21 protein-coding genes, 4 pseudogenes and 1 other annotated feature are annotated in these 26943 nt (G+C 58.6%); of the genes and pseudogenes, 11 read left to right on the top strand and 14 right to left on the bottom strand.

Going from position 1 to position 26943, the window contains the following annotated elements; translation table 11 throughout:
• Window positions 1–409: 409 nt before the first annotated feature.
• Complete coding sequence (locus tag AC0L3A_RS13085; protein WP_007600152.1) at window positions 410–1036, bottom strand: FMN-binding negative transcriptional regulator; 627 nt, start codon at window positions 1034–1036, stop codon at window positions 410–412.
• A gap of 2012 nt (window positions 1037–3048) precedes the next feature.
• Between AC0L3A_RS13085 and AC0L3A_RS13080 the strand changes: the two genes are divergently transcribed.
• A complete protein-coding gene (locus AC0L3A_RS13080; protein WP_007600153.1) occupies window positions 3049–3978 on the top strand; it encodes a TauD/TfdA dioxygenase family protein in 930 nt (309 codons plus the stop codon).
• A 733-nt stretch (window positions 3979–4711) separates the two neighbouring features.
• Here AC0L3A_RS13080 and AC0L3A_RS13075 read toward each other — a convergent pair.
• The 4 genes from AC0L3A_RS13075 to AC0L3A_RS13060 all read right to left on the bottom strand — a co-directional run bounded on the left by AC0L3A_RS13075 (window position 4712) and on the right by AC0L3A_RS13060 (window position 10798).
• On the bottom strand, window positions 4712–6013 hold the full coding sequence (locus AC0L3A_RS13075; protein WP_473254497.1) for a carbohydrate porin: 1302 nt from the start codon (window positions 6011–6013) through the stop codon (window positions 4712–4714).
• A gap of 1341 nt (window positions 6014–7354) precedes the next feature.
• Complete coding sequence (locus AC0L3A_RS13070; RefSeq protein WP_157158633.1) at window positions 7355–7585, bottom strand: hypothetical protein; 231 nt, start codon at window positions 7583–7585, stop codon at window positions 7355–7357.
• Between the two features lie 91 nt (window positions 7586–7676).
• Window positions 7677–9041 carry an oxygen-independent coproporphyrinogen III oxidase gene (gene hemN, locus AC0L3A_RS13065; protein WP_473254496.1) on the bottom strand — a complete coding sequence of 455 codons (1365 nt, stop codon included), beginning with the start codon at window positions 9039–9041 and terminating at the stop codon, window positions 7677–7679.
• Between the two features lie 1508 nt (window positions 9042–10549).
• On the bottom strand, window positions 10550–10798 hold the full coding sequence (locus tag AC0L3A_RS13060; RefSeq protein WP_456769714.1) for a GcrA family cell cycle regulator: 249 nt from the start codon (window positions 10796–10798) through the stop codon (window positions 10550–10552).
• 408 nt (window positions 10799–11206) lie between these two features.
• On the opposite strand from AC0L3A_RS13060, the gene AC0L3A_RS13055 reads away from it, so the two are divergent.
• The 4 genes and pseudogenes from AC0L3A_RS13055 (at window position 11207) to AC0L3A_RS13040 (ending at window position 14338) form a co-directional block, all read left to right on the top strand.
• Entirely contained in the window at window positions 11207–12445 is a 1239-nt protein-coding gene (locus AC0L3A_RS13055) for a cytochrome P450 (protein WP_473254495.1), read from the top strand.
• A 724-nt stretch (window positions 12446–13169) separates the two neighbouring features.
• Window positions 13170–13588, top strand: a pseudogene (locus tag AC0L3A_RS13050) (IS3 family transposase); the annotation flags it as partial.
• Window positions 13467–13579, top strand: a sequence feature (AL1L pseudoknot). (Overlaps the previous pseudogene by 113 nt.)
• Before the next feature lie 3 nt (window positions 13589–13591).
• Window positions 13592–13804 (top strand): annotated as a pseudogene (locus AC0L3A_RS13045) (helix-turn-helix domain-containing protein); the annotation flags it as partial.
• 318 nt (window positions 13805–14122) lie between these two features.
• Window positions 14123–14338 carry a hypothetical protein gene (locus tag AC0L3A_RS13040; protein WP_085348737.1) on the top strand — a complete coding sequence of 72 codons (216 nt, stop codon included), beginning with the start codon at window positions 14123–14125 and terminating at the stop codon, window positions 14336–14338.
• 648 nt (window positions 14339–14986) lie between these two features.
• On the opposite strand, the gene AC0L3A_RS13035 is transcribed toward AC0L3A_RS13040, so the two are convergent.
• The 4 genes and pseudogenes from AC0L3A_RS13035 to AC0L3A_RS13020 form a co-directional block, all read right to left on the bottom strand.
• Window positions 14987–15328 (bottom strand): pyridoxal-phosphate dependent enzyme, encoded by a 342-nt coding sequence (locus tag AC0L3A_RS13035; protein ID WP_473254494.1) that lies wholly within the window; start codon window positions 15326–15328, stop codon window positions 14987–14989.
• A 164-nt stretch (window positions 15329–15492) separates the two neighbouring features.
• On the bottom strand, window positions 15493–15888 hold the full coding sequence (locus AC0L3A_RS13030; protein WP_473254493.1) for a hypothetical protein: 396 nt from the start codon (window positions 15886–15888) through the stop codon (window positions 15493–15495).
• 856 nt (window positions 15889–16744) lie between these two features.
• A pseudogene (locus AC0L3A_RS13025) lies at window positions 16745–17056 on the bottom strand (LysE family translocator); the annotation flags it as partial.
• 18 nt (window positions 17057–17074) lie between these two features.
• Entirely contained in the window at window positions 17075–17224 is a 150-nt protein-coding gene (locus AC0L3A_RS13020) for a hypothetical protein (RefSeq protein WP_473254492.1), read from the bottom strand.
• A gap of 492 nt (window positions 17225–17716) precedes the next feature.
• Between AC0L3A_RS13020 and AC0L3A_RS13015 the strand changes: the two genes are divergently transcribed.
• Both AC0L3A_RS13015 and AC0L3A_RS13010 read left to right on the top strand, forming a co-directional pair.
• Entirely contained in the window at window positions 17717–17935 is a 219-nt protein-coding gene (locus AC0L3A_RS13015; RefSeq protein ID WP_007600162.1) for a rubredoxin, read from the top strand.
• 62 nt (window positions 17936–17997) lie between these two features.
• Window positions 17998–18642, top strand: a complete 645-nt coding sequence (locus AC0L3A_RS13010; RefSeq protein WP_473254491.1) for an FMN-binding negative transcriptional regulator — start codon at window positions 17998–18000, stop codon at window positions 18640–18642.
• A gap of 281 nt (window positions 18643–18923) precedes the next feature.
• Here AC0L3A_RS13010 and pdxR read toward each other — a convergent pair whose 3' ends face one another.
• On the bottom strand, window positions 18924–20456 hold the full coding sequence (pdxR, locus tag AC0L3A_RS13005) for a MocR-like pyridoxine biosynthesis transcription factor PdxR (RefSeq protein ID WP_473254490.1): 1533 nt from the start codon (window positions 20454–20456) through the stop codon (window positions 18924–18926).
• Between the two features lie 808 nt (window positions 20457–21264).
• On the bottom strand, window positions 21265–22161 hold the full coding sequence (locus AC0L3A_RS13000) for a LysR substrate-binding domain-containing protein (protein ID WP_473254489.1): 897 nt from the start codon (window positions 22159–22161) through the stop codon (window positions 21265–21267).
• A gap of 110 nt (window positions 22162–22271) precedes the next feature.
• Between AC0L3A_RS13000 and AC0L3A_RS12995 the strand changes: the two genes are divergently transcribed.
• From AC0L3A_RS12995 to AC0L3A_RS12980, 4 genes and pseudogenes are all read left to right on the top strand, one after another.
• Window positions 22272–23021, top strand: a complete 750-nt coding sequence (locus tag AC0L3A_RS12995) for an SDR family NAD(P)-dependent oxidoreductase (protein WP_473254488.1) — start codon at window positions 22272–22274, stop codon at window positions 23019–23021.
• 24 nt (window positions 23022–23045) lie between these two features.
• A complete protein-coding gene (locus AC0L3A_RS12990) occupies window positions 23046–23897 on the top strand; it encodes a transketolase (RefSeq protein ID WP_317245102.1) in 852 nt (283 codons plus the stop codon).
• On the top strand, window positions 23894–24940 hold the full coding sequence (locus AC0L3A_RS12985) for a transketolase family protein (protein ID WP_456766011.1): 1047 nt from the start codon (window positions 23894–23896) through the stop codon (window positions 24938–24940). Before AC0L3A_RS12990 ends, AC0L3A_RS12985 begins: the two co-directional genes overlap by 4 nt.
• A gap of 151 nt (window positions 24941–25091) precedes the next feature.
• A pseudogene (locus AC0L3A_RS12980) lies at window positions 25092–25484 on the top strand (TRAP transporter substrate-binding protein); the annotation flags it as partial.
• A 226-nt stretch (window positions 25485–25710) separates the two neighbouring features.
• Here the strand turns inward: AC0L3A_RS12980 and AC0L3A_RS12975 are convergent.
• The 3 genes from AC0L3A_RS12975 to AC0L3A_RS12965 all read right to left on the bottom strand — a co-directional run bounded on the left by AC0L3A_RS12975 (window position 25711) and on the right by AC0L3A_RS12965 (window position 26676).
• Window positions 25711–26139, bottom strand: a complete 429-nt coding sequence (locus tag AC0L3A_RS12975) for a hypothetical protein (protein WP_007600175.1) — start codon at window positions 26137–26139, stop codon at window positions 25711–25713.
• Window positions 26140–26155: 16 nt separating this feature from the next.
• Entirely contained in the window at window positions 26156–26356 is a 201-nt protein-coding gene (locus tag AC0L3A_RS12970) for a hypothetical protein (RefSeq protein WP_317245100.1), read from the bottom strand.
• A gap of 140 nt (window positions 26357–26496) precedes the next feature.
• Window positions 26497–26676: a hypothetical protein gene (locus AC0L3A_RS12965; RefSeq protein WP_473254520.1), complete on the bottom strand. Its 180-nt coding sequence runs from the start codon at window positions 26674–26676 to the stop codon at window positions 26497–26499.
• Window positions 26677–26943: the final 267 nt, after the last annotated feature.

Genomic DNA, 26943 nt, shown 5'->3' with positions numbered 1-26943 from the left:
CGAGGTCGAGCAGGTGGTCCGGGAGCCCCGATCATTGTGACAGAAGTGAGCTGCGCGACCTTGCAAATGTGAGACATTCGCGTTTCTTGCTGCCCGTCGGGAGTGTGCGCGACCGCAGATTGTCGTGAAGTGTCAGAGAGTCTGCAATCTGACCGCAATGTCAGATTCCAGACGCTTGGAGGGCTCCTTGCAAATCTCTTGAGACTTGCACGCCATAAAAGCTGGAGTTGGCCTAGCGGCTTGGGCGTTCGCGGTGCCGCTCGCGGACGCCGCGCGTTCCTGTGCTGTGTAAAGCACCTGCCGCGAGCAGACCCGCCGCCCGCGCGTGGTTGTGCAGAAGGACAGCAGTCGAGGAAGTGGAGGAAGTCCACGTGACACCGGTTCGTTTACAATACCTCGATCGGGTTCGTCATCCTTTCGGAATGAGGTGAGCCGCACGACGGTCTTCCTCACGGTTGCTCTTGGATAAGCCCTCGATGACGCCGGCGCGATCCGCGGCATTGCGGTTCTGGCTCATCTTCCGTGAGCCATCTAGCCGTGTAATTTGCAATCGCAGGCCGATAATCCCCTCGAGCTCCGCTTTGATGAAATCGGCAGGTGCGTCCGAGACCGCCCAGCGGTCTTTGCTTGAGCGCTCATGTACATCGGTCAGCCGCGTGACTACCTCGCGGAGCCGATCGGAATCCTCGAAGAACTCAACTTGTCCGTAGGCATGCACAGCGACATAGTTCCACGTTGGTACGGCCTCGCCTCTCTCGTGCTTGGTCACGTACCATGAAGGGCTGATATAGGCCTCCGCCCCAGCGAAAATTGCCATCGCCTCTCCGGTTGGTGTCAGCTTCCACTGCGGATTAGCACGCGCCACGTGCGCGTAAATCGTGCCCATCGAGCCTGCGCTCTCGTCGAGTACTACGGGCAGCAACGTTCCAACAAGCCCCTCGTGAGTGGCGGTGACCAGTGTCGCTGTCCGTGCCTCGCGCATTGTTTGTTGAAGGCCGGCGATATCGAGAACTTGGAAGCAGGACGGCGTGTACATCAGTGAAGCTCCCAGACAGCCCGACGGAAGCCGGGCGTCTCATGATTTGAACTGCGGTACGCCTCATTCGGGATCACAGGAACAGCCAGGTTTGATAGTTGCATTCCAGGGCCTTAGGGCAGCTAGCCCATCAAGCGTCGAAGGCGCAAATCAAAGAGCGCGGTTGCAAGCTGGTCCCGCCGTTGCCTTCGAGCCGTGCGCGTTACGGTGAAACGTGGGATAAGATGTTGCTTTCATTCTGACCGCGTTCTCGAAGCATCGACCGCTGTTTTCATCAGTCGTGAGCCGCTCAATGGCTACCCAGGTCGATTCCATCTGGCACGGTGCCTGCGGCTGCACACCTCGACCGTTGTTTAGCATGCTTCCGATGTTACCAGCCTGCCTTATTGACGACGATCTAATGGCGTTAACGCCGCATGCTGATGGCCCCGTCTAGTTCAGCATTTCGGCTCGAAAATTCAGGTTGTCGTGCGGAATTGCGGAGGTAAGAGAGAGCATCATATGCCTATGAAACACACGATGGAGCACATCAAGCGTTCGTTGCGCGTGCTCTGCGGACTTGCTGCCGTCCTCGGCGTCTCGTCCCTCCTCGGACCGAACGATGTGCGATCGGAGGCCATCATGGGCTTTGGCTCTGCAGCGACGGGCGGGCTGGGAGGCGAGATAGTTCAAGTCAGATCAACCAAGCTCTGAATTATGAGTTATGTCGGTGGTACAGCTTCGGCCAGTGCAATGACGATAGTTCGCGCGAGATCCAGGTAATCGGAACCATAGACTTTACCGGTACGGAGGGGCGAGGCGAAGGGCAGGGGTCCCAATACGGCCGTGCCTGTTCGGCACCTTACAAGCGTGAGTCCCTTCTTCTTATCGATGGAAACGACACGCATTGCGATGGCAAGGAGAAGACGTCTGTCGCATTCGACAGGGCCGGCAAGCGCCCGCTGGAAATTGGCTCAAACAAAACGGTGATCGGCATTGGCTCGGCCGCTATCGGCCGCTTTTTCCCCACGACGAATATTACGCTTTCCTGGAACGACTTCGATGGCAGCGATGTCTATTCCTCCTATTCTAACGGGAAACACTATTGGAACCTCCTGTTTCTTGGTGTCCCGGAGACGATCACTATCGCAAATAACTATTTTCATGAGATCTCGGGGCGGGCGCCGCACATTGACGGTGCGCAGGCCATTATCCATCTCGTTAACAATTACTTCCACAACACGAATGCGCAACACAGCTGCGGAGTTTTCCATGCAGTGGTTGCTGGATCATCTGTGCAAGCACTCGTCGAGGGTAATTACTTCGACAACATTGAAACACCTATAACGACCGGTAGTGGACATATCTTTGCCGTCTTAGGCAAAGCCACCGGGACAATGCCGAGCATCTGCCTCACCGCCCTCGGACGTCGGTGCATCGAGAACATCGCGATCCCAGTGCCGCGGGTCAATGGCTTTCGCCTGGATGAAACCGTAGTTCAATCGTTTGGGTCTCTTCCAAGGTCATCTATTCCTCTTCCATTTCCAGCGGATGAAGCCGGTAGTGATCGCGGCCAGGGCAGGTCCCGGACACCTTCAGAGCCGGTGATGGCTCGTTCGCAGACGCGGCCCGTATTTGGCGGATTGCTGCAAACAGTTGGGCAGGTGCCATACTGGACGAGAACGGCACGCACGGCTCGCTGCTCAAAGTTGCACGAAGGCCGTATGGCGCGTTTCTGTTCGGGTACCGAGCGGTACAATTCCTCTCGGTGTTGCGTGCCTTTCGCCCCGGACCGGGGCGCTAGCCTCAGAGTTTTCACCTCTGGTGTATTTGCGGGTTCGGATTGCAAGAGGATTGGAGGTGCCATCGAGCTCCTGGCAAGCTGTTCGGATCATCAACCTGACGTTCACAGCTCGTGTCCGACTGGCATGGTGCTTGCTCAAGAGTACCCGCAGCGCGAGGTTCGTCATCGAAAGCGAGTGAGATGCACCCTCGTCTGCTTGAACAATCCGCAAAACTTGGAAAAAATTGCAATGAAAGAAACGGCTTCGACCGAGCGTGTCATTCCAGCGACCGACATCGTCAAGCGCGCCGCGCGCATCGGTGTTGAAATCAGAGATATCAAACTTTCGGGTGATTTGCCGAGCCAAACCGTCGCTGCAATCAATAGCCTGCTGCTCGAACATAAAGTGATCTTCTTCCGCGATCAGCGGCATCTTGATGACGCGGAGCAGGAGCGCTTTGCCGCTTGTTTGGGAAAGCTGGTGCCGCATCCCACACTCGGTACGATCAATGGAACGACCTCGATCCTCGAGCTTGATTCCGCGCGTGGAGGTAGCCGAGCCGATGTATGGCACACCGATGGAACCTTTCTAGCGGCTTATCCCAAAGCTGCGGTGCTGCGAGCTATTGTGATCCCATCGTCCGGCGGCGATACGATTTGGTCGAATGCTGTGGCGGCCTACCTCGATCTGCCGCGGCCGCTCCAACGGCTTGCCGACGAACTCTGGACCGTTCACAGCAACGCCTTCGACTACGCCGGGACCTGCCGTGTTCGCGACATCGATCAGAAGCATTTTGATGAGGTCTTTACCAAAACAATCTATGAGACGGAGCATCCGGTGGTCCGTGTACATCCCGAGACCGGCGAGCGCGCGCTGGTGCTCGGCGATCTGGTGCAAAGGTTTATTGATATCCCAAAACGCGACAGCCAGAAGCTGTTTCAACTATTCCAGTCCTATATCACGGCGCCCGAAAATACCGTGCGCTGGACCTGGAAAGAAGGCGATGTCGCGATTTGGGACAATCGCGCAACACAGCATTATGCCCTTAACGATTACGGTGACCAGCATCGCGTCGTTCATCGTGCCACACTCGATGGTGACGCGCCCGTCAGTGTCGATGGTCGATGCAGTGTGACGCGCCTCAAGATGACGAAGCACCCGTCCACGAAAGTTGCCTAGCAGTGCGCGGCAAATTCACATAATTGCACTGGCCTTGTCGCATGTTCGCGCGAATAGATGTTTGCGAAGAGAAGTTAAGCCGAGCAGAACGCCACGCGCAATTGGATGGGAGGAGCTAACGCGCGCGCAGACCCGGGAGGCGACCTACTTGCTGAAGTAAGATGCTCAAGCTCATCTCGTCCGGCCGAAAATGATTCAGCGCCGAGTGGCGCGAGTCATCCGGCCGCGTCCGGTTGACTTTCCCACGGAAGGGGGTGCGTTTCCGCCGACCTTGCGCATCGCCTTTCGGACGACGGCACGACCGTCGGACAGACAGAGCGCGATTGCCGGAGCTGGCTGAATTTTGGCATCTGTGTCGCGGTTCCACTTACCAAGTCTCGTCGCGGGAATCTCCGAGGGCACGATTTCGGCGTTGTCATGGCAGAGTAAGAGCTCGGACGCGAGTCTGACGAGCTGCAGGAGCAGCTAACGTGAAACAATGTCGCTCCGCAAGAGGATACGACTTTTGCGCGATACGGCGCCGGTCTATCGCTCGTAGACCGAATCAGCAAAGGCTCCAAGCTACCATTCCCAACAGCAGGCTACCTTGGACATGCCTAAATTCACGCGGTACCCGGCCTCGCGCCAGGAGCACAGAGATAGCAAAACGCCGCGATGACCTGCCCAAGCCGTTGAAAGGGAACGATTGTGATTTCGACTACATGCCGGTGAATTCACGCCCAGTCCTGAGCCCTTAGAAGAATACGGACGTAGATACTAACATATTCAGGGCGTGTCCGGTTTGCGGTGTGTAGGTAACGCTTGTCGGGTGATTGATGTAGGTCAGTCCTACGGTTGTATATATCCCCGGCGCCAGATGCGCCGTGTACAGTCCTGAAATAGCAGTACTGTCACGGTACGCCAGCTGTTCTTTTGCCAGTGCAGCGTCCACCGCGACATGGCTCCAGATGGTATTGCTGACAACAAGACTCATCTGATCTGTGGGCCGGCTGTCCAATAGGCCCTTCGCATAAAGGCGAATCTCGTAGTATTGACTAGCTCTATTTAGGTCAGGCGGAGCATACATTGCAGAGAGCCCGCCATAGACTCCGCGAGATGCCGAGCCGTGGACGGCAGACTGCCAGAATTGCCTGTCCGCACCTACATAGTAGACGCTGTTGGCCTTGGTCGTCGCTTCTGTCGGATGCTGCAGGTCCGTGTAGCGGCTGTTGTTGAAGCCCGCGCCAGCCCGCAGCCAAGTCTCCATTACACCCGGAGTAGGCTTGTTCCTGTAGGAAAGCTCATCAAGCAAAAGAATGCCTGCGTCGCGCGTGCTCCAGTTCAAGCCAGTGGGATTCTCGCTTACATGCGCATATTGTCCTGCTGGACTGACCGAGCGCTGGATTGAGAGCTTGTTATATAGGCGATCATCAAAATTGTACTTCAGATTAAGAGCCGGCGTTGGCGCCCAATTGTTGCTCATGCCAGCTTGGAACAGCATTTTCGATGAGGGTCCGAACACTTTGTCTCCAGCGCCCGCAAACTCATGTTGGTTCCTGAGGTAGCCCACTTTGAGTTCGATCCTTCTGTCGAATAACGTTTGATAGTAAGAAACTGCATTGAGGCCCAGCCGATCTGGCCCAGCGCTCTGCCATGTCCAGTGTTGATGCTCGGCTCCGACCACGATCTGACCATCGGGAATTCCAAGCCGAGCGAGGTCATAAGTAACGATCATAGAGTTGACCGTACTAAATGTCGGATTCTGGCCGACATATTGCTGATTGGCGATGGTGCTTCTGGCGCCATTGCCGAGTTCATTGTCGACAAACGTGTTTAGCGTCCAGCCAGCAAATCCAATCCCGAGATCCGAAAAATGGGATCTGAGAGAAGCTGTATCCTGATCTATCGTGTCCGCAGGACCAGGAGCAGTGAAAGCGCCACCTCTTTCGCGAAGCTTCTCGAATTTTGCGAATGGGTCGATCGGCTTTTCAATTCTGCTCTTGGCCGTCTCCATGGCAACGTCGCGCTTAATCGTGGTCGAAGCTGTTTTTGGCAAGGAGCTCCTAGAAAGGCGCGCTGCTCCCTTGGGCCGCCCGCTTCGGAATGTGATGGCCGGATCCGAAATTGTTCTGCTTGTTGCCTCATCGAGCTCATCGGGGCTGGGGCTTCTTGGGCCAGAGATCTCGCGACTCGGCGCCGCCGAACTGCTGGCGAGACTAGCTATCAGACAAAGGACAATACGACCTCGTGGCTTCGCAGTTGGTCCAGACATGAAAGCAACGACGCCAGCCAGGTATGCTTGCGTGGATAGCGGCGTTATAACGCAACGATGCATGGTGAGTTTCGCGCTCATCGATTTGAATAAAGTGCACTTCCACTGACGGCCTTAGAGCGGATGTCAAATCTTGTCCCTCAATGTGGTGGGAGACGCTTGACACCAGGCGGCCTCTCTATGTCAGCGAGACCCACCTTGCGCGCTATCACCACAGCGGCGCCGCTTGGCCTACGTGTGGGTACACAGCGCAAAACAACCCAGTCGCTCGATCGCTAATCAAGGCGAGCTTCTGCTGGAGGGTGTCGAGACATTAACGGGCTGCTCGGTGTGCGCGTTCGCTAGCAAGAGATTGGTGGCCGATACACGGAGCCCAGGAACCTTGCGACAAACCCGCTGCCAAAACGAAGGAGAATAGTTTTCAACAGAGAGCAGCGGCAATAGCGGGGCTCGCAGAACAACACGCCCGATCCAAGAAAAGCCGCTCGCTGCTCGGTCGATGGGATGAAGCACGGGCAGGCAGAAGGGGCTAACATCCTTGGCGGCCCGTAAACTCGCCGCCACAAACCCTCGAGTGGCTCTTAGAGGAAGATGGAGGGCACGATTGGAGACAGTTTGATACCTGGGGACGACGAGGCAAGACATTCATCAGCTCCATTGATCGATGAAATCGCGCGGCGACTTCTTATGTGGCCCGAGCGAATTTCACCGCCACTGACTGGCATGTCTCCGTCGTCTCCATCAATTGCTAGGTTTGGTAGTTGACTGAGCGGGAGGTCGGCTGTCGCTGCGTGAATCGTAGCTAATGTGTCGCTCGACTCCACAACCCCGGCGTTCCCGGCCGATCGGTATCGCAGCGTCGGCGGGTGAATTCTAGGCGTTTGCTTCGATCCACGTCGCGCGAAGCTCTTACAGGGAACGATCTTTTCGAAGACCGTGATCCCGCCGGATCTGGTTGTAGTTGTGGCGCTCGAATATCCTTTGCGCCGTATCACGCATGATTTCGGCTGCCACCGCCGGAGCCAAGGGTCAGATGTCCTTGTCCATCCGGACGAGCTCGATCAGGGTTTTCGATCCGGAAGTCCCTAAACGTCGAGATGTCATCATCTCGACGACATAAGATGATCAGTTCTCGATCTCCAGTTGGTTGGCGGCGTCGCGCAACCAGTCGTCGTCCCCATCGAGATCCTTGGCTACACGGCTAATGGCGGTGATGGGATGAAACTTGTCGAGATGTAGGGTCACGCTGCTTGAGCGAGGAGCGTTGTTGTCGGGGCGTCCAATTCCCGGCAGCAGTGCGTCCAGCTTGTCTTCGCGGCGCGGGTCAGGGCGACTCTCCGCCGCACAGCTTCGCACGGCGTCGTTGATCGATTTGGAGCTGGTTGTGAGTGTGCCAGATGAGCGAACGCATTCCTCAGGCTTGCTGGCGCGTGCAGCAAAACGTGATTCATTTCATCCAATCATTGCGTTGGCTGGTCTGAACAGAGGGGGCGCGAAAGTAACAATCGAATGCGGCTGCCACAGCCCGGGTGAGAAAACGATGCTCCGGCCTCACGCGGAGGAATCCCTTTTCCATTTCGACGATCCCATCCTCAGCGAGGATTGCTAAGCGTTCGCCTGAACCGAGCAAGCCGATCGGGTCAAATCCATGAGCAGCGCAAATTGCCGGCACGTCCACCTCGAAATCGCACATTAGCCGCTCAATGATCGCGGCCCGGAGGCGGTCTTCAAGGCTGAGACAGTAGCCCTTTGACGTCGCCAGAAGGCCGGCGTTGATTTGGCCGCTGTAGGAACCCGCTGTAACTTCGTTCTGGACGTAACCCTCGCCAAGCCGGCCGATCGCCGACGGTCCGAAGCCGATCACTTTATTGCAGGTGTCGGCGGAGTAACCGAGTGAATTCCGCCGCAGGCGACCGGCTTTCTGCGCCAGCGCGAGCTCATCGTGCGGCAAGGCGAAATGGTCGAGTCCGATCTGGCGGTAGCCCGCTGCAGTCAGTGTATTGGCCATCGCGGCTGCTTGTTCTGCACGGGCATGGCTGTCTGGCAGCGCTGCCTCGTCGATCAGGCGCTGATTCTTCTTGAAGGAAGGAACGTGCGCGTAGCCGAACACCGCAAGCCGGTCTGGTCGCATTGCCAGCGCCGTTGTCGCGGTCTGAACGCAGGACTGCACCGTCTGATTTGGCAGCCCGTAGATGAGGTCGAAGTTGACGCGCATGATTCCATGCTGCCGCAGCGCCTGGACAACGCGCTCTGTTTGTGTCTCACTCTGGACCCGGTTGATGGCTTTTTGGACAATTGGATCGAAGCTCTGGACGCCGAGGCTCGCGCGGTTCACGCCGGCAGCCGCCAATCCTTCGCATGTGGCGAGCGTGAACGTGCGCGGGTCGATCTCAACAGCAATGGCGGCCGTGTTCGAAATCGCAAAGCGTCGGCGCAGAAGCCCCATCAACCGGCGGAATTCCGTTGGCTCGATGAGGGTCGGCGTTCCACCGCCGAAGTGGACGTCGCTCACAGGCAGCGGTTGCGCAACCTGCGCCGCGACCAAATCGATCTCCTTACGAAGAACCCCCAAAAAGTCGAGGATAGGAGAATGCCGGCGAGTGATGCTTCGAGCGAAGCCACAATACCAGCAAATCGATCGACAGAACGGAATGTGGAAATAGAGCGACACCGATTGGTCAAGCGGCAGCTGCTGCAGCCATCTCTCACAGGCGTCGCCGCCGACTGCTTTGGAGAACTGGGCTACAGTTGGATAGATGGTGTACCAAGGAAGGCGAGCATCGTAATACGTGCTTAAGATCGAGGTCTGCAAGGATTGTTATCCCATGTTTACGAAGTTTTACGTCGCAAGCGAATTGTCCTGCATCCCTTTGCTTGCCAAGGGCGATCGGGATTGTCGCTAGGCAATTGGGAGCTTGCGTGACGGCCGATCTGCGGAAGAAACGCGCTGTCGGATGACGATCCGCTCCCCTCGGACACAGAGAACAAGTTCTGCAAGCGAGATACTCGAATCAACACAGCCACGGCGGGGTCCCCAATTCGTCCGCCTTGATAATCTTTGATCTTCGGCAACGAGACACCCACCAGGGCCGTTTAAGCTGCTAGACCTCGAACTGCTCCACGATTTGACTCGTGCGAGGTTCAATGACCAACATTGATACGGTCCCGTATTCTCCGTCAACTGACAAGGTTGGTAGTTGAGTCTGCGTGGCGTATTCCCCATCGGTCCAGGAATAATGGGTCCGCTTGGCTCCGTCCCGGTATGTAGTGAAATTCGCCAATGAAGGGATTGTCGGTGGGCGTCTTCATGGATCCCTCGCAGAAGAAGTCCTTTCATGCGTCCGTTACTCGGCGGCAATATCGCTACGAGCGAAACTCTCCTATCGGCGGCTCTCGCGCAGCTGGCGTGACGAAATGAGCCGGGTAGGTGAGCGAGAACGGATGGGTGCAATTGAACAGCCGGCCGCCTCAGAGGCGCCGCCGGTTTTGCGCAGACGTCAAGGCACCTACGTTGGTGGTAGCCGTTTTCGTGTGTCTGCGCACCGCAGGAGCCGACCTTTTAAACGACGTCAGGCAATATCCCGCGAGGGCAGCTCGTCAAGCCGCTCCAACGCTAAGCATAGCGCCGCCCGACGACAGGCGATTCTATCGGAGGTTCTTTCGGGAGAACAGGCGAAGATCGAATAGTGGAGCTATCTGGTACTCACCGCTTCACCTTCTTCCGTTTCATCTCCGCCGTCAGCTCAAACCTATCGAAGCCGGCGAGGAAACTCGCGCCTTCGTCTAAACCCAGAAGGTCCGATCACAGTCGGAGGGCCACCGGGCTCACCCCCGGAAACGTCGTACCTCGATGATTTGCCGAGTGTTCAGTCCCAGTCCAGCTCTCCACACGCCTGTCGCAGATATCGAAAGTGGTTGAGGATCAAGCGGCTTCACCCGGTCTCGTGTAGTTCGTTGGGCGCGGTGTGCCGAAAGCTCCGAACACCGCGCAAACCAGGACGGCGGGCGCTTCCCCAAAACGCATACCCGGAAAACTCAATAAGCAGAACGCTCTCTTCTCTCCAATTCAGCGCATCCGGCCTCTTGAGATTGGATGACTTGATGTACGATCGAGCCCTCCTGCCGCGAACGTTCTACTGGACGCCACTGTTCGTCGGATAGGCACAAATCGCGAAACCAAATAGCCCGAATGAACCGACTACGGCGGCCTAGACCCGGGAGATCGCGGCGCCGATAGCTCTAGACGGTATTCCTGACCGCCTCAGCTAGGATTGCGTAAAGCTGCCGCTTGCTCATTTCCTGAGGCCGCGTTTTTAGCGCCTATTGCAGCAGCTTCTTTCGGACGCGATCGCGGCGGGCAGCCATCAACGTCGGCCCTCCGCTTGGGCACCGATCTAATCTTGGGTTTTGTGCTGTTGGTGGCTTGTGACCTCGACTGAGACCCAACCGAGTCGGCCTGCCGCAAACGGCGTTGCGACTGCACTCGAGATGACCCGCGATCTGCGCGGCACTCTGTCCCTCGGACCAGAGCTGTTTCAGCTGTGCCAATTCTCTTCTATTCCAGCGCATGGAAGATACTTTGTTGCCAGTTCGGACGTCCGTCGCCTCGGCAATGTAAGTGGTCGAGTGGCAAAGGGGCTGCCTGCCCGAGAAAATGACGATAACCGGCTGGGTGCCACAGCTGCGAGTGCTTGCGGCTTGATGTTGACTACCACAAAGGGCGCGTTCGCGCGCCTCCCAATCCTGATAGGGGAGCTTCGCTCGCCTTTCCATTATTCTTCGTTGACGGGGACCAAACCAAAGTCCGTAACATGATTTCAGATTTCGGACCTCGCGCGAAGTCCAGCCATGATCATGCGTGACACATCGTTAGTGCACCGCCCAAGCTCGTCGTGTTTCGAGCGCGCTTCCCCCGAACTCTAGACAGCGCACTCAGCTGATCCAGCAAAAGTGCAAGCCAATGTCAGCGAGACAATCATGACAGCGTTATCGACAGAAAGCGCCTGCGAGAGCACTGATATCCCGCTGAGCCGCCTTGATGTAAGCGAACCCAAGCGCTTCGAGGATGATACCGTTTGGCCTTATTTCGAGCGGCTGCGAAGGGAAGATCCCGTTCATTATTGCGAAAACAGCCCATACGGACCATATTGGTCGATAACAAAATACCGCGACATCATAGCCGTGGACTCAAATCACACAACATTCTCATCAGAGCGAAGCGTCACAATAGTCGACCCGCCGGAGGAGTATTGGACCCCCAGTTTTATCAAAATGAATCCTCCTCTCCATGCTCAGCAACGTAAGACTATCAGTCCGATAGCGGCATCGGAGAACTTGGCAAATCTTGAAGGCTTGATCCGCTCGCGGGTTCAGAAGATTTTGGACGGTTTGCCGCGCAACGATACCTTCAACTGGGTCGACAGGGTCTCGATCGAGTTGACGACCCAAATGCTGGCCACGCTGTTCGATTTTCCATTTCAGGATCGGTGGTTGCTGACCTACTGGTCGGACGTAGCTGCCTTGACTCCACAAATGGGCGACCAGATCGACAGCTGGGAAAAGCGAAAGGTGGTGCTGTCGGAGTGCCTGGACTATTTTACGCGGCTTTGGAGCGAACGGGTCAATTGTGAGCCGCGCGGTGACCTGATCTCGATGATGGCGCATTCACCGGCGACCCGAAACATGGAGCCCCGCGAGTTCCTGGGCAACCTCATTCTGCTGATTGTTGGAGGTAACGATACTACGCGCAACTCAATTACCGGGGGCGTCTTGTTCATGAGTCAAAATCCATCCGAAATGCGAAAACTCCGGGATGATGCTTCGCTGGTGTCCGGCGCGGTATCCGAGATTATACGATACCAAACCCCCATTGCACACATGCGCCGGACCGCTGTGGACGATTTCATGATAGGCCACAAGCGAATCAGGCGAGGCGACAAAGTTGTGATGTGGTACATCTCTGGCAACCGAGATGACGAGGTCATTGCGAGAGCCAACAGCTTCATCATCGATCGGGAAAATGTACGGCAACATCTCTCTTTCGGATTTGGGATTCATCGCTGCGTGGGTAGGCGCCTTGCCGAGCTGCAGCTGAAAATCCTGTGGGAGGAGATGCTGAATCGATGTTTGGAGGTAAATGTGGTCGGCGAACCGGAGCGAGTTCAATCGAATTTTGTGCACGGTTATTCCGCACTGCCGGTGCAGATCCCAGGTTAGTCTCGGCTGCGGCCGACCTTCAACACTGTCATGCCGTTCAGAGCCGGCGGTTAGGACAATGACTTTCTGGAGACCAGTTTTCTGGGTAAGTTCACAGGCGTTGCGTGACGGGCTTACGGTTGTTTCGAAGGTTGCGGGCAGGGGCCGCTATCGCGTCGAGGGTTTTGGCCGGGCGGCTACGATACTCATCACGCCTGCTGGAGCCGTGCCAGCGTTCAAAGTCTAGGGAAGCAGTCCGTCCAGTCGATGAACTGAATGACCAGAGACTGGCCATACGAGGGGGCTTACTTCATGTGAAGACGAGGACAAGCAGGCTCGAGCAGAGTAGCGCAAATCCGGCTGCGGTCAGCCCGAGGAAACTGCTGGAGACAAGATCATGACTGCCCATGAACGACCTCTGCGGCGAGGAATAGAGATCGGCAATCGCCGCTCCGCTTCCCTTTCTGGCCAATCTCGGCATTGTTATTCAAATAAGCCGCATAATTCCTGCCGGTCTCGTGGCAGAGCGCACTTTTCCAGCAAGATCGAGCGACAGTTCGCCGCGTTCCGGCGGGCATCCTCGTTAGTGCTCTCGTGGTTGCAAACGGATCGCTCCGCCAGAAGCTGAGTAGACCAGAGCATCTTGACAGCAAAACTCACTCAATCGTGCCGTCCGCGTTTGAGCGCTTGCAGGATTGAGCGCCCATCTGAACCGCCGCCGCGGATTTGGCGGAGGCTCCAAGTCTTGAGAAGGTGGAGCCATGACAAGCAAGACGACGAGAAATGTTCACCCGAGGCCCGAGCCCAAGGGGGTCGTATAGCTCTGTATCAGGCCAACGAGCACAGGTCGCGCTGGACGACGGTGACTTCCATTGCGGCCAAGATTGGCTGCACGCGCAGACCTTGCATGACTGAGTCAAGTAGGTCGAGATCGACAGTGGGCAGCGGGCCGGCGTTCCGACCGAGCTGGCCGAGAAGCCCAAGGCTCTGGAACGGAAGAACCGCGAGCTTCGCCAGCCAACGAGATCCTGCGCAAGGCAAGCGCTTATTTTGCGACGGCGGAGCTCGACCGCCGGTCCAAGCCATGATCGCATCGACGATGATCGTGCGGCGCGTGGGGTTGAGCCGATCTGCAAGATGTTGCCGATCGCCCCCTCGACCTACCGCGGAAGCAGATTATTCCCAAAGGCGGGCGACATGCCACCAGCGATGTTCAGATCTTCGGCAAAGGCGATCTCGGGGCAATAGCTCTCATTGGTAGAGCACGAAGAGATCGCGCCTCTCAAGGTGCAGGGCCAATCGATCCAACAGATTGGACGTCGCCTGGGGCGGGCTGATTCGACAGTCTCGCGTGAACTGCGGCGCAACGGCCGCTCGCGCCGAACCAGAGGGCCATGGCCGCCCATGTGAGGACCATAGCGCCCGCATGAGGCCGGCCCGGCGCTCAGGGAAATGCGAGAGCCCGGAAATCCGAGCCGTACGGGACGATTCCGTCCTCCTCGCAACGAGACGTTTCGAACGCGGCGCGATCGTTTCAAACGCAAGCGCCGCGCGAATTGCGAGGATACCAAGCCGCGTCAAACCATGAATTCACTTCTGCACGCGAGAGGCTTTTAACCGCTCGGCAAATGTGCGCTATACCGAGTGCAAAGAGGGCACTAGCCTTATCGCATTATCCCTCGAAAGGAGAGATGGAGCGTGAGCGAATTTACGGGAGAGGTTCAAGCGAACATGGGCCTGGTCTTGGATCAGGTCTGTGCGGGGCTGCCGAATGGCGGTGACCACGAGAGCCGCCGGTATGTCGCTGAGCAACTGATCCAAGCGGTACGGGCGGGAAAAACGACTCTGGGGGAGCTGACCTCTGCGGGACGTCGCGCTGTCGTCTATCTGAAGAATGCGCCGAAATCAGCCTAGCAGTCCCTTGTTGCCGGCCCGATCTGCCCTGCGTTCGCTCGCAGGCAACCGCGTACCCGACAGACCTCGTGGTGTTAGGGCACATTGACGGGTGGCATGGGCGCCGTCGGGCGCGGCATGAAGGCGCTTTGGTGGTGGCCGCGTGCCGCCAATATGATCGCGAAAGCCGTGAGAACGATCAGGAGTCCACGCATATCGACAGATTACTCGGAGAGCTGTATCGCAATTATGAAACGGCTCATAGCCGGTGTGCCGAATCAACAAGAAAACGAAGCTGTTGTATCATTCGATGAGGCGAACGCGGTTGGACTGCAAAGCGCCAAAGTCATAACGCTTGGTCTTGCGGCAAGACGGCAAAGTCATGCCTTTTGTGCCGAAAACGTGCGTACGGGCCTCGTTGGAAGCAGAAATCTGCGGCGGATTTCAATCGTAGGATCAATCGCTGGATGCCTTCGTTCTTGGCCTTCTCTTGGGCTTTCGTCCCCGTCACGAGTTCACCGAACGGGCCGCGGATCATGAGCGTCTAGGCCTCCAAGCTTCTCCTGACCACTTGCGACAGAGACTGACCCACGAGCTGTTCGTAAGCGCCAGGATCCGTCGCGCCCTCGGTATTGATGAGGAAGACCCGTGCGTCAGGTTCAAGACCAGTCAAGCGCGCGAGGTCGAATCGGCCGCAACTTTCAGCAACCCTGCCAGACCAACCCCGCCACTTTCGCCTGCAACGATAGCCGGATCACCGTCCCGGGGATTGGCCAAACGGTTCATAACCCCGACGGCCTCCTCGTCATCGACAATCATAAAAGCGTCAGCTGCGCGCGAAAGGATGCGCCAAGCGACGAGCGAAGGTTCGTAGCACTCTAGCATCGCCATCACCGTCGGCTGCCCATGAGCTACCTTGACGCAATGCCCGGTTCGAGCGCTTTCAAACAGGCACGCTGCGCGCGATGGATCGACAACCGTGAAGGACGGGCGACTATCACCTAACGACACCGAAAAATGTCCAAGACCGCTGCGGCAAGTCCACCGACTCCTGACTGGACGAAGACGTGGGTCGGAGGTTCGGGCAACTGTCGTAGTGCTTCAGTCAGGAGCGCGGAGATCCCTGCATTACCAGACCAGGGATAGCCCGGCCAGGACCTGTCAGACACCGTGATTCAGCCGTTCTCTGCGGCAACTCGGGATGCTTCGGCAACGGAGTCATCGTAGTTGCCGCTGACGCGGATCATCTGCGCGCCATGTGGGACGATTGCTGCGCTACGCTGATCGCTGACGCCCGAGTGAATGAATATATAGCGCAGTTCGCCCCCACGAGCTGAGCGCCGTGCGCTACGGACCTGCCATGATTGCCGTCCGTTGGCGCAGGATACCGTCATCCCCCGTGCTACGGCCTTCACCTCAGGTGCGTGAAGCTCCGAGATGTCAATAGCCCTGCCGAGGCGCGGAGTTGCTGCTTCTAAGACGAGCCGGATGACGGCATAGGAGCCGCCCAAAGCCTTGAAACTGCCAAGCCCGAGCCGGTGACCCTCGTCGTTGACTTGGACCGAGCCCACGCCAATCTCGTGGGCGAGGCCCGGCAAGGAAATCAGCGCTGTTTCCTTGTGGCCATTGCGATATCAAGAAACCGTTCCACCTCGCACGCAGCTTCGCGACTCAGCATGTTGGCATCCGCACTATCCAAAGGCGCCCGGTGGTCAGTGCGATGGTTAGGAAGCAACATGGTTCGAGTTGGCGCCGATCTAAGCATCGCGGCGATGCGCTTGCCGAAACACTAGCGGCAATCCCAGCGATGTCACGCCTTCTCGCTAATCCGCAAGAAATGGGAGGCCGCTCTCGATGACGACCCCGACGGTGCTCAGGCTCGGGCGGGTGATGCTGATGTTTGAAGATCCGGCAGGAGGGCGTTGCGGCCATCGCTCACCCGTTCCCGGCTGCACTCCTCGTTTTGAGCACGAGGAAGGATGACGATTTCTAGGCCGTGGACACGAACTCGGTCCTCATCACGTACCCAGATCCAGCAGCACGAGAGCAAAAGGCAGCAGAGGCAAGCGCGTTGGATTGCAGTGGCGGGCCTTGCTCCCAGCCGGTTGATGCGTGCCTTCATGTTCTGCCGGCCCGGACGGCCAAAGCGCGGCCGAAGTCGAACCAGCATCGACGCTGGTCGTGATCCCGTTGCACGGTGAAGCAAGGACCTCCGATGGCAAGGCGTCCTTCGTAGCCGAATGGAGACTCTGCGCGCTATTCGAGCGCGGAAATTCGGCAGCGTGAACTCGTGCGCCGTGCGAAGAGTAGCGTTGGCCCCAGCCCGCAGATGATGGCGCCTGATGCTTGTCGCGCCTGAACGAAGAATGAGGGCCTTTTTTGCAAAGCCATCCCTCGTCTTCTGTCCCCAATAGGTCACAATCAGGTCTACGCTCGTGTTGAGTGCGAGCGAAATGAGCCCAGGACGATGAACTGCATGCTGACACTCCCAGATGGGTCGACGAGTTGCGGGATGAACACGAGAAAGCATGCGGCTGTCTTGGGGTTGAGCGCCTCTATGACGATGCCCTGGCGAAAAGCAGAATGCGCATCTGTCGTATGCAATTCTATCGGATCGACGCTTGTCTCGCGCCACGCCTTAATCCCGAGCCAGATGAGATATAGGCCTCTGGCGATCTTTAGGAAGGTGAACGCTTCTGCGCTTGCGACAACACGGGCAGACAGACCGACGGTGCCGCCGAAAACGTGGACAAGCCCTCAGGTACCCAGGCCAACGCTCGATGCGAGCCCTTCACTTCTGCCGCCAGCAAGCGTGCGGGCCACAATATAGAAGAGACCCTGGCCCGGCGTGACCACCACAAACAATGCCACCACCAGGAACAAAAAGAACGTATGCGAGTTGAACATCGCTCAACCCATTATCGTTTCAACTGGCGTTAGCGGCGCCAATCTTCTTGCATGATGGCTAGACCCGTTTCACGCCCGAGCGCAATTGCAGAAAGCTCAGGACTGCAGCGGCCGTTTGGCTCTCTACAAAGCCATTTGTAACGCCGCCGGCCGGCCGCTGGACGGTTCTGGCTCATTTGCGCTCTTGTCGGAAGACGGAATGCACAGCCGACGCCTCGCAGGCCTTTGCGCCGACGAAAGCGGCGGCGCGTCACTGAGCGACCCAAGGCTTCGCGGTCATGGTTGTCCAACAGTCGGATGACCAGTTTCGGCTGCTCGAAGAAGGAATGCACGTCTTCTCTGAGAGATATTCCTACTGCCGGGTTGACGGCCTTGACCAGAACCAGAGGACGTCAATCTGGTACAGCAAGAATGCCGCAGACTGGCTCTATGGAAGGAACCAGTTCTAGCCTACATCGGTGTCATGAATGCTCCACAGCATAGGCGACCGAGATGAGCAATGAAAGCGCTCACCTGCACTCTGACACAGCGATCGGCGCACCGGTTTACAAGACCTGGATGTGCGCGCTCTGCGGGGTTGTTTACAGCGAGCGGGAGGGATGGCCGGACGAGGGCATTCCGCCGGGCACTCGCTGGGAAGACGTCCCCGACGAGTGGATCTGCCCCGATTGCGGCGCAGACAAGAGTGAATTCCAGATGACTGAGGTCTGAACGAAATCCCGTTGATGCTGCGAGCAGCGTGCGCGGCATTCATCAATTGCCAGGGAGCTAGCATGTACGTCCCCCCACATTTCGCCGAGTCGCGCCCTGAGGCGCTTCACGATCTCATCAACAAAAATCCTCTCGGCATCCTCTTTACTAACGGGAAGAGCGGGCTCGACGCAAATCACCTGCCTTTCGAGTTGCATGCGAAGGAAGGGCAGCAGGGCGTGCTTCATTCACATGTGGCTCGCGCAAATCCCATTTGGCAGGATATCGCGACGGGAAACGAGGTGCTGATCGTATTCCGCGCCGGGGATGCCTACATCGCGCCGAACTGGTATCCGAGCAAGGTCGAGTTCAAGAAGCAGGTCCCGTCCTGGAACTATATGGTGGCTCATGTGTACGGACGCGTGACAATCCGCGACGATGAGCGTTACGTTCGTGGCATGGTCGCGCGGCTGACGCGCATCCATGAGGCGAAGCAGGCCGATCCTTGGAAGATGACTGACAGCCCCAAGGACTACATCGATATGATGCTCAAGATGATCGTCGGAATCGAGATCGAGATCACACGACTCGTTGGCAAGTCGAAGCTTAGTCAGAATAAAGAGGTCCGGGACATTCTCGGTGCAGGGAACGCGCTCAAGGCCCAGGGCAAGGATGTGATCGGCGATGCAATGCTGGCCGCCGCTGCGGCCAAAGCGGAGCAGGCCTGACTCATATCCGACGGAGCGACATGCTCGGAGAAATCGTGGCGCAACGACCTACTTGTGATCCTCGGGTATGACGGGGCCAAACCCATCGGCGGCCCTGCGCAAGCATGGATAATCTCATTCGCCCTACGATCGTCTGCCGCTGGCGAAAGCTGTAGTTGGACTCAAAAACTGGAGATCAGTGCGCGTTCTTCCCGGCGCGCTGCGGAGCACCCAACCCAATGTTCAAGTTCGCGGCGAGCGCCGATTGCCGCGAAAGAGACCTGAGCGCGGCCATCCAGATATTATCTGGCAGTTTCCATCCGTGGGCGCTTGGACAGTTTGGCCTTTCTGTTCGCGCGGACCGATGCCTCAAGGACACCTTTCAGGCGGACTGCGGCCGCCTGCAATTCCGCGACGGAAAAGCCGCCGAAGCCGAGCATTAGACCGAACCGAGCAGGCGCATTTTGGTACATGGGCGAGATCGGTCGCACAACCAGCCCGGCCTTGTGTGCTTGCTCGGCAAGCTTGACGTCGTCGAGGCCGGCAGGAAGCCAAAGCACCAGGTGCATACCTTGGTCGCTGGGTTGAAGCGCTGTCCAGGACGGCAGCTCCGTCTCAATGGCGGAGATCAGGGCCACGCGCCGTTCTGCGTAAGCGCCCCGGATGCGCCGTATGTGAGCTTCGAAATAGCCCTCGCGCATATATTGCGCGAGCACATATTGATCGGCTGTCGGAGAATGGCGGTCAATAAGAGCACGGGCGCCCGCGAACGCATCCACCAGCGGAAGGGGAACGATGGCGTATCCGATCCGCATGGATGAAAACAGCACTTTGCTCATCGTCCCGAGATAGACGACACGTGTAGGATCGAGTCCCTGCAGGGACGGAAATGGATGTCCCGCGTAGCGAAGTTCGCTGTCGTAATCGTCCTCGACAATCCAGGCATTGTTTTGACGGGCCCAGGACAGCAGAGCCGTGCGTCTCCCCATGCTCATCGGCATGCCGAGCGGATATTGATGCGATGGCGTAACGAACGCGACCCGAGCCTTCGGGCATCGGACGAGACCTTCGTGGACGTCGATGCCCTGCGCGTCGACGGGAATGCGAGAGGTCTGGACGTTGAAGTTTCCGAGAACCGCGACAATACCGGGATAGGCGGGGTCTTCCGCCCATACTGCGTCTCCGTCCGCAAGAAGAACGGTTGCAGCCAGAAAAAGACCCTGCTGCGTACCCGCCGTGATCACGACCTGGCCGGCCTCGCATTTCACTCCACGGGCTTTACGAACGTAGTCAGTAATCGCGAGCCGCAAATCAGGCAATCCTTTCGGGTCGATGTATCCCGACGGGGCAGCCACGCGCAGCGCTCGGACGCGATTACCGAGACGGCGCCACTTGTCATCCGGGGCGACCGCGCCTGCCGGATGAGCGATTGCAAATGGCGCCGTCCCTTGCGGCCGAAGAGCTTGCGCGACCTCTGCAAGACGGGCGACGTTCTCCCGCAACACAGGGCCGATCCGCGGCGGCGCAATGAATGCCTGCGGTGGGCTGACGAGTTCGCGACCGCCGTTGACGTTGGCGACGATCGTGCCGCCTCTGGCGCGCGCCTCGAGGTAGCCTTCCGCATGTAGCTGACCGAACGCGTCGATGACCGTACCCCTCGCGAGTTGGAGCGATGCCGCGAGGGCGCGGGTGGACGGCAGCCGTTCGCCCGGCTTCAACATCCCGTTTGATATCGCCTCGCGAAGTGCCTGTGTAAGTTGTTGTCCGACCCGGCCTGCGGCCTTGTCGAGAGAGCCCAGCGAGGGAATTGCGATGATGTTTCGGCGCCTTGCCATTGCCGTTCTGGTCTACCTGTCCGCTCGTACTTTGAAGTCCAGAATAGACCAACTCTGTGAGTCATTGAAAGAAATCGTCACATACCGCTCTACCGCTCGGTTTCGACATCCAACCCGCCGAGCAGCGATGGCCTTGCGGGTCAACGACCATTTCCCCACGACGTAGGTAGCTCGGCCCGAGGCCGTGGAAGATCGCCTCGTTGAATCGACGGGCTGAGCATCTTCGTTGTTGAGAGGCTATCCAGTTTCGAAGCCCGTCGAGAGTGTGAAATCCATCGGCCGAGTAGCAGCGGACGTCCGGAAGGAAAGCCTCATCAATTCGGCGAGCGCATGTCCCGGATCGAGGTCCAAGCACCCTGCTGGCCCTCAGCTCTGCCAGGGCCTCCGGGGTCCCGACCGCTCGATGAGGCGCGCGAGCTGCAAAGTGAGCTTCACTGTTGCATCGCTTGCGGAGAAGATGCGCTCGCCGTCGCCTCCTGCGATCAGAATCCGCTGGCTTTCGATCGGCCTCGCGCCTGCTGGCGGCGAGCGCCTCTTGCAAGGGTTTGCGGGCGCGCGCGAGCCGTGACGTGCGGGAAGTGATCTCAATGCGTGTCTATATGTTGAAGGCGGCTGCGGCGCTCAGGCGCTACATCGATGATCGCCTTGTACAGATGGATCGGCGAGCATCAGCGATAGCTCCCTACCAGACCAATGAAGAATGCATGATCTGAGGTTCTCCGCAGGCGCGGACGCCCCCGCGGCGAGGGTTGCTGTTCGGCGCCAAGCAGAGGTTTGCCCTGAACCAAGCTCCAGCCAGACCTGCAGTTCATTGCAAGGAGCGGGCGTCTTCACCGTCGAGCTGAGCCAGCAGCCAGTCTGCAAACGCTCGTACGGCCGATCTTTGTCGGCTGGCGCGCGGATAGATGAGACGGTGACCGACGTAACTGATATCGGTCGCACGTCCCGCCAACGGGGCAACCAATCGCCCATTGGCCAGTTCAAGCTGGGCCAGGAGGGTTGATTCCAACGCCACTCCCAATCCCTCCGCAGCGGTCGCAATTGCAAGAAAGCTCCGATCGAACCTCATGCCGTGGAGCGCGGGGGCTTCCAATCCGTTGGCAGCGAACCATTGATGCCACTGCACCTGCTTCACGTCTGAGCGGATGAGCGTCTGATCGAGGAGATCAGCGGCCTTCCTTATCGATTTTGCGAGCGAGGGAGAGCAGAGCGGCGTGACCGTCTCCTCTGGTAGTGGAACAATCTCGACGCCTTCCGCGCGCGGCGGACCGTAGACGATGTCGATATCGAAATCATCGTTGCTGAAGCGCGCATAATCCGTGCTTGCGGCCAGTCGAACCTCGAGCTTCGGGTAAGCAGCGAGAAACTGCGCAAGCCGTGGCGCCAGCCATTGCGCAGCAAAACTTGGGGCGGAATGGACGCGCACCAGTTGTGGGCCGCGGGCGGCGACTTCTTCAAGCCCGCGGCGGAGCTGATCGAACGCCGCCCCGGTGTGACGCATCAGATTTTCGCCGGCTGGCGTGAGCCGCACAGATCGCGCGCTGCGCTCGAACAGAACGGTCCGAAGCGTGGCCTCCAGCTTGCGAACCGCGTGACTGACGGCGCTCGGCGTCAGGTGAAGCTCATTCGCCGCATCGCGAAACGATCCGGTCCGGGCTGCGGCTTCAAAGGCACGAATTGAGGATATCGGGATCTTCGAGAGCATTCGATAAGTGAACCAGATTCATCGATCCGTGACAACTGCGCGTTTGTAGGGCCGGCCTCCGCAGGTCATTCCTAAATCCAGCAAGGAAGAACAATTTGCGGGAGGAATTGATGCTGCTCAGCGGTAAGACGGCAATCATTTCGGGCGCGGCCTCGCCGCGGGGAATCGGGCTCGCAACCGCCCGGCGGTTCGCCGCCGAGGGCGCTCGGGTGGCCATTCTGGATATCGACGCGGGCGCCGCGGCGGAAGCTGCGGCATCGCTTGGAAAGTCCCACATTGGACTGGCGTGCAACGTCGCCGACAAATCGTTCTGCGAACAGGCAGTCACCCGTGTGATCGAAACCTTCGCAGGCATCGATATCCTGATCAACAATGCCGGGATCACCCAGCCCGTCAAGTTCCTGGACATTTCGCCGGCCGATTGGGATCGAATTCAGGACGTCAATCTCAAGGGTATCCTGTTTCTGTCCCAGGCGGTGATCCCGCATATGCGCGCACGGAAGTCCGGGGCGATCGCGTGCATGTCGTCCGTCTCGGCCCAGCGCGGTGGTGGAATTTTTGGCGGGCCACACTACTCGGCTGCGAAAGCAGGGGTCCTTGGCCTCGCCAAGGCGATGGCGCGGGAGTTCGGCCCTGACGGGATTCGCGTCAACTGCGTTACGCCCGGCCTGATCGGCACGGATATTACGGCAGGCAAGCTGAATGATGAAATGAGAGCGAAAATTCTGGAAGGCATTCCGCTCAATCGCCTCGGCACGGCAGAAGATGTCGCCGGTATCTACACCTTCCTGGCCTCGGACCTATCTGCCTACGTCACGGGTGCCGTGATCGACGTCAACGGCGGCATGCTTATCCACTGAGCCAGCGAGATAAGGTCCAGATCGATGGAAACGCCCACCAATGCGCTTATCAACGCGCCCAAGCTAGCGGACCGCGCCTACAACATCCGCCGCAATGCGCTGCGCATGGGCGAAGTCCAGGGGCAGGGTTACATCGCGCAGGCGCTCGACATCTCCGATGTTCTCGCCGTGGCCTATTTCCACGCCATGCGTTACCGGCCTGAAGACCCGTCATGGGAGGGCCGGGACCGCTTTCTGCTCTCCAACGGACATTATGCCATCGCACTCTACGCAGCTTTGATCGAGGCGGGAATTGTCCCGGAGGAAGAACTCGAAACCTATGGCAGCGACGAGAGCCGCCTGCCGATGTCGGGCATGGCCTCCTACACGCCCGGAATGGAAATGTCGGGCGGATCGCTCGGACTTGGGCTGAGCATTGCCGTCGGCATGAGCCTAGGACTCAAGCGCAAGAGATCCGAGGCACAGGTATACACGTTGTTTTCCGATGGCGAACTCGACGAAGGCTCCGTCTGGGAAGCGATCCAGTCGGCAGGCCACTACAAGCTCGACAATCTGATCGGCATCGTCGACGTCAACAATCAGCAGGCGGATGGTCCTTCCACGCAGGTTATGGCCTTCGAGCCGCTGGTCGACAAGCTTCAGGCCTTCGGCTGGTTCGTGCAGCGGATCGACGGCAACGATCTCGATGCCGTACTTACCGCGTTCGACGCCGCCAAGTCCCATCCCGAGCCCAAGCCGAGGATGATCGTCGCCGACACTCTGATGGGGAAGGGCGTTCCTTTCCTGGAGCAGCGCGAGAAGAATCATTTCATCCGCGTCGAGCAGCACGAATGGCAGCTCGCGCTTGCCGCGCTGGAAGCTGGGAGGCAGGCATGAGGACCATCAGATCAGCACCGCAGCCGCGCAAGCCGCGCCTGACCACCTCCGCCATGATCGCATCGATCGCTTCTGAAAGACAGAAGACGAAACCGGCGCCCTTTGGACATGCGCTCGTCGAGCTCGCCCGCAGCCGCCCTGAGGTTGTCGGCATGACGGCCGATCTGGGCAAATACACCGATCTGCACATCTTCGCGAAGGAATTTCCGGACCGTTATTATCAGATGGGCATGGCCGAGCAGCTTCTGTTCGGCGCTGCGTCGGGCCTTGCCGCCGAAGGCTTCATGCCGTTCGCGACCACTTACGCCGTGTTCGCATCGCGACGGGCTTACGACTTCATACACCAGACGATCGCGGAGGAAGATCGCAACGTGAAGATCGTCTGCGCGCTGCCGGGGCTGACCTCGGGCTATGGCCCGAGCCATCAGGCCGCAGAAGATGTCGCCCTGTTTCGCGCGATGCCGAATATGACGGTCATCGATCCCTGCGATGCTCACGAAATCGAGCAGCTGGTGCCCGCCATCGCGGCCCATCACGGGCCTGTCTACACCCGCCTGCTGCGCGGCCAGGTGCCGCTCGTGCTGGACGAATATGATTACAAATTCGAGCTTGGCAGGGCCAAGCTGATTCGTGACGGGAAGGACGCCCTGGTCATCTCATCCGGCATCATGACCATGCGTGCGCTCGAGGCGGCGCAAACCTTGAAGGGCGACAGCATCGACACTGCGGTGCTGCATGTTCCAACCATCAAGCCGCTCGACACTGAGACGATCTTGCGTGAAGCCGGCAAATCGGGCCGTCTTGTCGTCGTTGCCGAAAACCACACGTCGATTGGCGGCCTTGGCGAGGCAATTGCCGCGGTTCTAATGCGTTCAGGCGTTCATCCGCGTTTCCGCCAGATCGCATTGCCGGACGAATTTCTTGACGCTGGCGCACTTCCGACACTGCACGACCGCTACGGGATTTCTACCGCAGAGGTCGCAAGGCAGATCAAGCAGTGGCTTGCACCGGCGCTAAGCGCCAATCCAGCCAAGTCCTTGTGAGGAGCTACACCCGTCGCATGTTGCGCCGGCGAGCGATGACTCTTGCCTACATGCCGGCGGTCGAGAGCGGGGAACCAAGAGACGCGAAAGCTGCACGCCAGCGCAGGCTGATGCTGTCGGCACCAACGTCAATGCAGGATCAGGAGGAAAAATGATTGTCTCGAAGCCCGGAAGGATGAGCCGCCGTACGCTATTGATGGCAGCCACGGCCGTACCTCTCTGCGGGATTCTTACTCGTCCGGCTTCCGCAGCCGAGTTCGTTTACAAGTTTGCGACCGGGCAGGATCCGACCCACCCCGTGAATATCCGGGCCCAAGAGGCGATCGACCGATCCGCGAAGCGACGAGCGCGGGCTGGAGATCAGGCTGTTTCCGGCCAATCAGCTCGGCTCCGACACCGAACTCCTGACCAGGTACGCAGCGGCGTGAGTTCTTCAACCAACCGTCCTCGATCCTTGCCACCCTGGTGCCGAGCGCGGGCATGCACCGTCTTCGCATTCGCCGATTACGACAGCGTGTGGAAGGCGATGGACGGCAAACTCGGCACCTAAGGAATTCCGGTCATTGCCCGTCACGACGACATGCTTCCTTTTGCGAGCTTTATTGTCCCGAGGATGCGCTTTGGGTCTCCCCTTTCGCGGATGAGAACCAGCCCGTCGTCGTCAAGACACTCAAGCGGACCGCGGCGATCGGCAGCTATCGCCGAGCTGTCGGCTGGACCCATGAGACGCGGGGTCGGCGCGGCATCGACAGGAGCTATCTACTTTTTGGTCAATGAGTTGGGCTGCCGCCGCGCCCTGCCCACTTAAGATGCATGCGTTCGCGGGCTTCGCGGCGACGCTGGCGCCGTTCGCGTCGGCGCTTCGCTCGCTCTGCCGGCAGCGGCAAGGATGGCACTGGTGGCCCGGCCGTTTCGACTGGCACCTTCTCGACCGGCTCGTGTTCGGTCCGGCGCGCCTCCATGGATTCGAGCACGGCTCGTCCCTTCACAGTAATCCTCCAGCCGCCGTTTTGACGCTCGACGAGGCCGTCCGAAAAAATGTCGAGCTCGGGTACGCGCGTTGCCATCCGCTTGGTGCGCTCGGCCCATTCCGGGCCGCTGGTCGCCAGGATGGCCATGTCGCGCTTGAGGTCCGCCATCACGGCGAATCCATCCGGATAACTCACCAGGATCTTCAAGACCGTGACCTGGAAATTCACTGCGCACCTCGCCTGATCAACGCCACATCCTCGGCGCTTGTGTCAGGGCTTTCCGGCCAATCTGCCGCAGCTCGTCCGGTGTCGTTTCGCCGGTCTTTGCGGTTTCGAGGATCTTGCAGGCCACATGGGTGCGAGCGCCCGTCTCGTCGCGGGCTAGCTTTTCGCAGACCTCGTCAAGTACCGCTCGCAATAGAGCGGTTGTAGCTTGTTCAAACATGGGTGCGCCCCCTTGGAAAGCCCGATCCTACCGCAAGTCTTTCCATTTTGGGATTCACGAATGTGAACTAATGAACTCTGCCGCACTGCACACGACCTGCGCCTGCGCCCCTCCTGAAATCCTGCTCGAAACTGCGCCTCTCAAATCGGCCAGGCCGAGTTGCGGCTCACCTGCCACTCACCGTGGGGCGAGCACAACGATACTCCGAGAAGCCGAACCGGCTTTGGAGCAGGCATCTCGTTTTGAAGCAGCGCGATCGAGAAGTGTTCGGGCTCGCTGTGGTTCGACTTCGCGATCGGCATGGACCTGCTGCGCGTGATGATGTCAAAATCGTTGACTTGAGCCTTCAGCGTGACTTTCCGGGCCCGCGCGGTCCTTGTCCTCCCAGTGCCGCCAGACCTTCTCGATCAGCGGGCCCAACTCGGTGGCCATTGCGTCGAAAGCGCTAAAGATCGGTTGAGGACGTATTCTCCGCACCAACCGACTTCCGGATCCGGTTCGCGCGGACCTCGCGGTGATCGATGCCCCTCGATATCCGGTAGTATTACGCGCCGGCCTTGCCGAAATTGGCTTGCAGAGTCGAGCGA

The organism is Bradyrhizobium sp. MI1.3 (assembly GCF_055811695.1).
This window is presented reverse-complemented; position numbering and strand designations above follow the sequence as displayed.

Excerpts from the sequence above, each read along its gene's own strand:
- AC0L3A_RS13020 (WP_473254492.1), bottom strand. The coding sequence starts at position 17,224 with ATGTTCAACTCGCATACGTTCTTTTTGTTCCTGGTGGTGGCATTGTTT.
- AC0L3A_RS13010 (WP_473254491.1), top strand. The coding sequence starts at position 17,998 with ATGTACGTCCCCCCACATTTCGCCGAGTCGCGCCCTGAGGCGCTTCAC.
- AC0L3A_RS12970 (WP_317245100.1), bottom strand. The coding sequence starts at position 26,356 with ATGTTTGAACAAGCTACAACCGCTCTATTGCGAGCGGTACTTGACGAG.
- AC0L3A_RS12995 (WP_473254488.1), top strand. The coding sequence starts at position 22,272 with ATGCTGCTCAGCGGTAAGACGGCAATCATTTCGGGCGCGGCCTCGCCG.
- AC0L3A_RS13000 (WP_473254489.1), bottom strand. The coding sequence starts at position 22,161 with ATGCTCTCGAAGATCCCGATATCCTCAATTCGTGCCTTTGAAGCCGCA.
- AC0L3A_RS13060 (WP_456769714.1), bottom strand. The coding sequence starts at position 10,798 with ATGCGCTGGAATAGAAGAGAATTGGCACAGCTGAAACAGCTCTGGTCC.
- AC0L3A_RS12990 (WP_317245102.1), top strand. The coding sequence starts at position 23,046 with ATGGAAACGCCCACCAATGCGCTTATCAACGCGCCCAAGCTAGCGGAC.
- AC0L3A_RS13015 (WP_007600162.1), top strand. The coding sequence starts at position 17,717 with ATGAGCAATGAAAGCGCTCACCTGCACTCTGACACAGCGATCGGCGCA.
- AC0L3A_RS12985 (WP_456766011.1), top strand. The coding sequence starts at position 23,894 with ATGAGGACCATCAGATCAGCACCGCAGCCGCGCAAGCCGCGCCTGACC.
- pdxR (WP_473254490.1), bottom strand. The coding sequence starts at position 20,456 with ATGGCAAGGCGCCGAAACATCATCGCAATTCCCTCGCTGGGCTCTCTC.
- AC0L3A_RS13080 (WP_007600153.1), top strand. The coding sequence starts at position 3,049 with ATGAAAGAAACGGCTTCGACCGAGCGTGTCATTCCAGCGACCGACATC.
- AC0L3A_RS13055 (WP_473254495.1), top strand. The coding sequence starts at position 11,207 with ATGACAGCGTTATCGACAGAAAGCGCCTGCGAGAGCACTGATATCCCG.
- AC0L3A_RS13085 (WP_007600152.1), bottom strand. The coding sequence starts at position 1,036 with ATGTACACGCCGTCCTGCTTCCAAGTTCTCGATATCGCCGGCCTTCAA.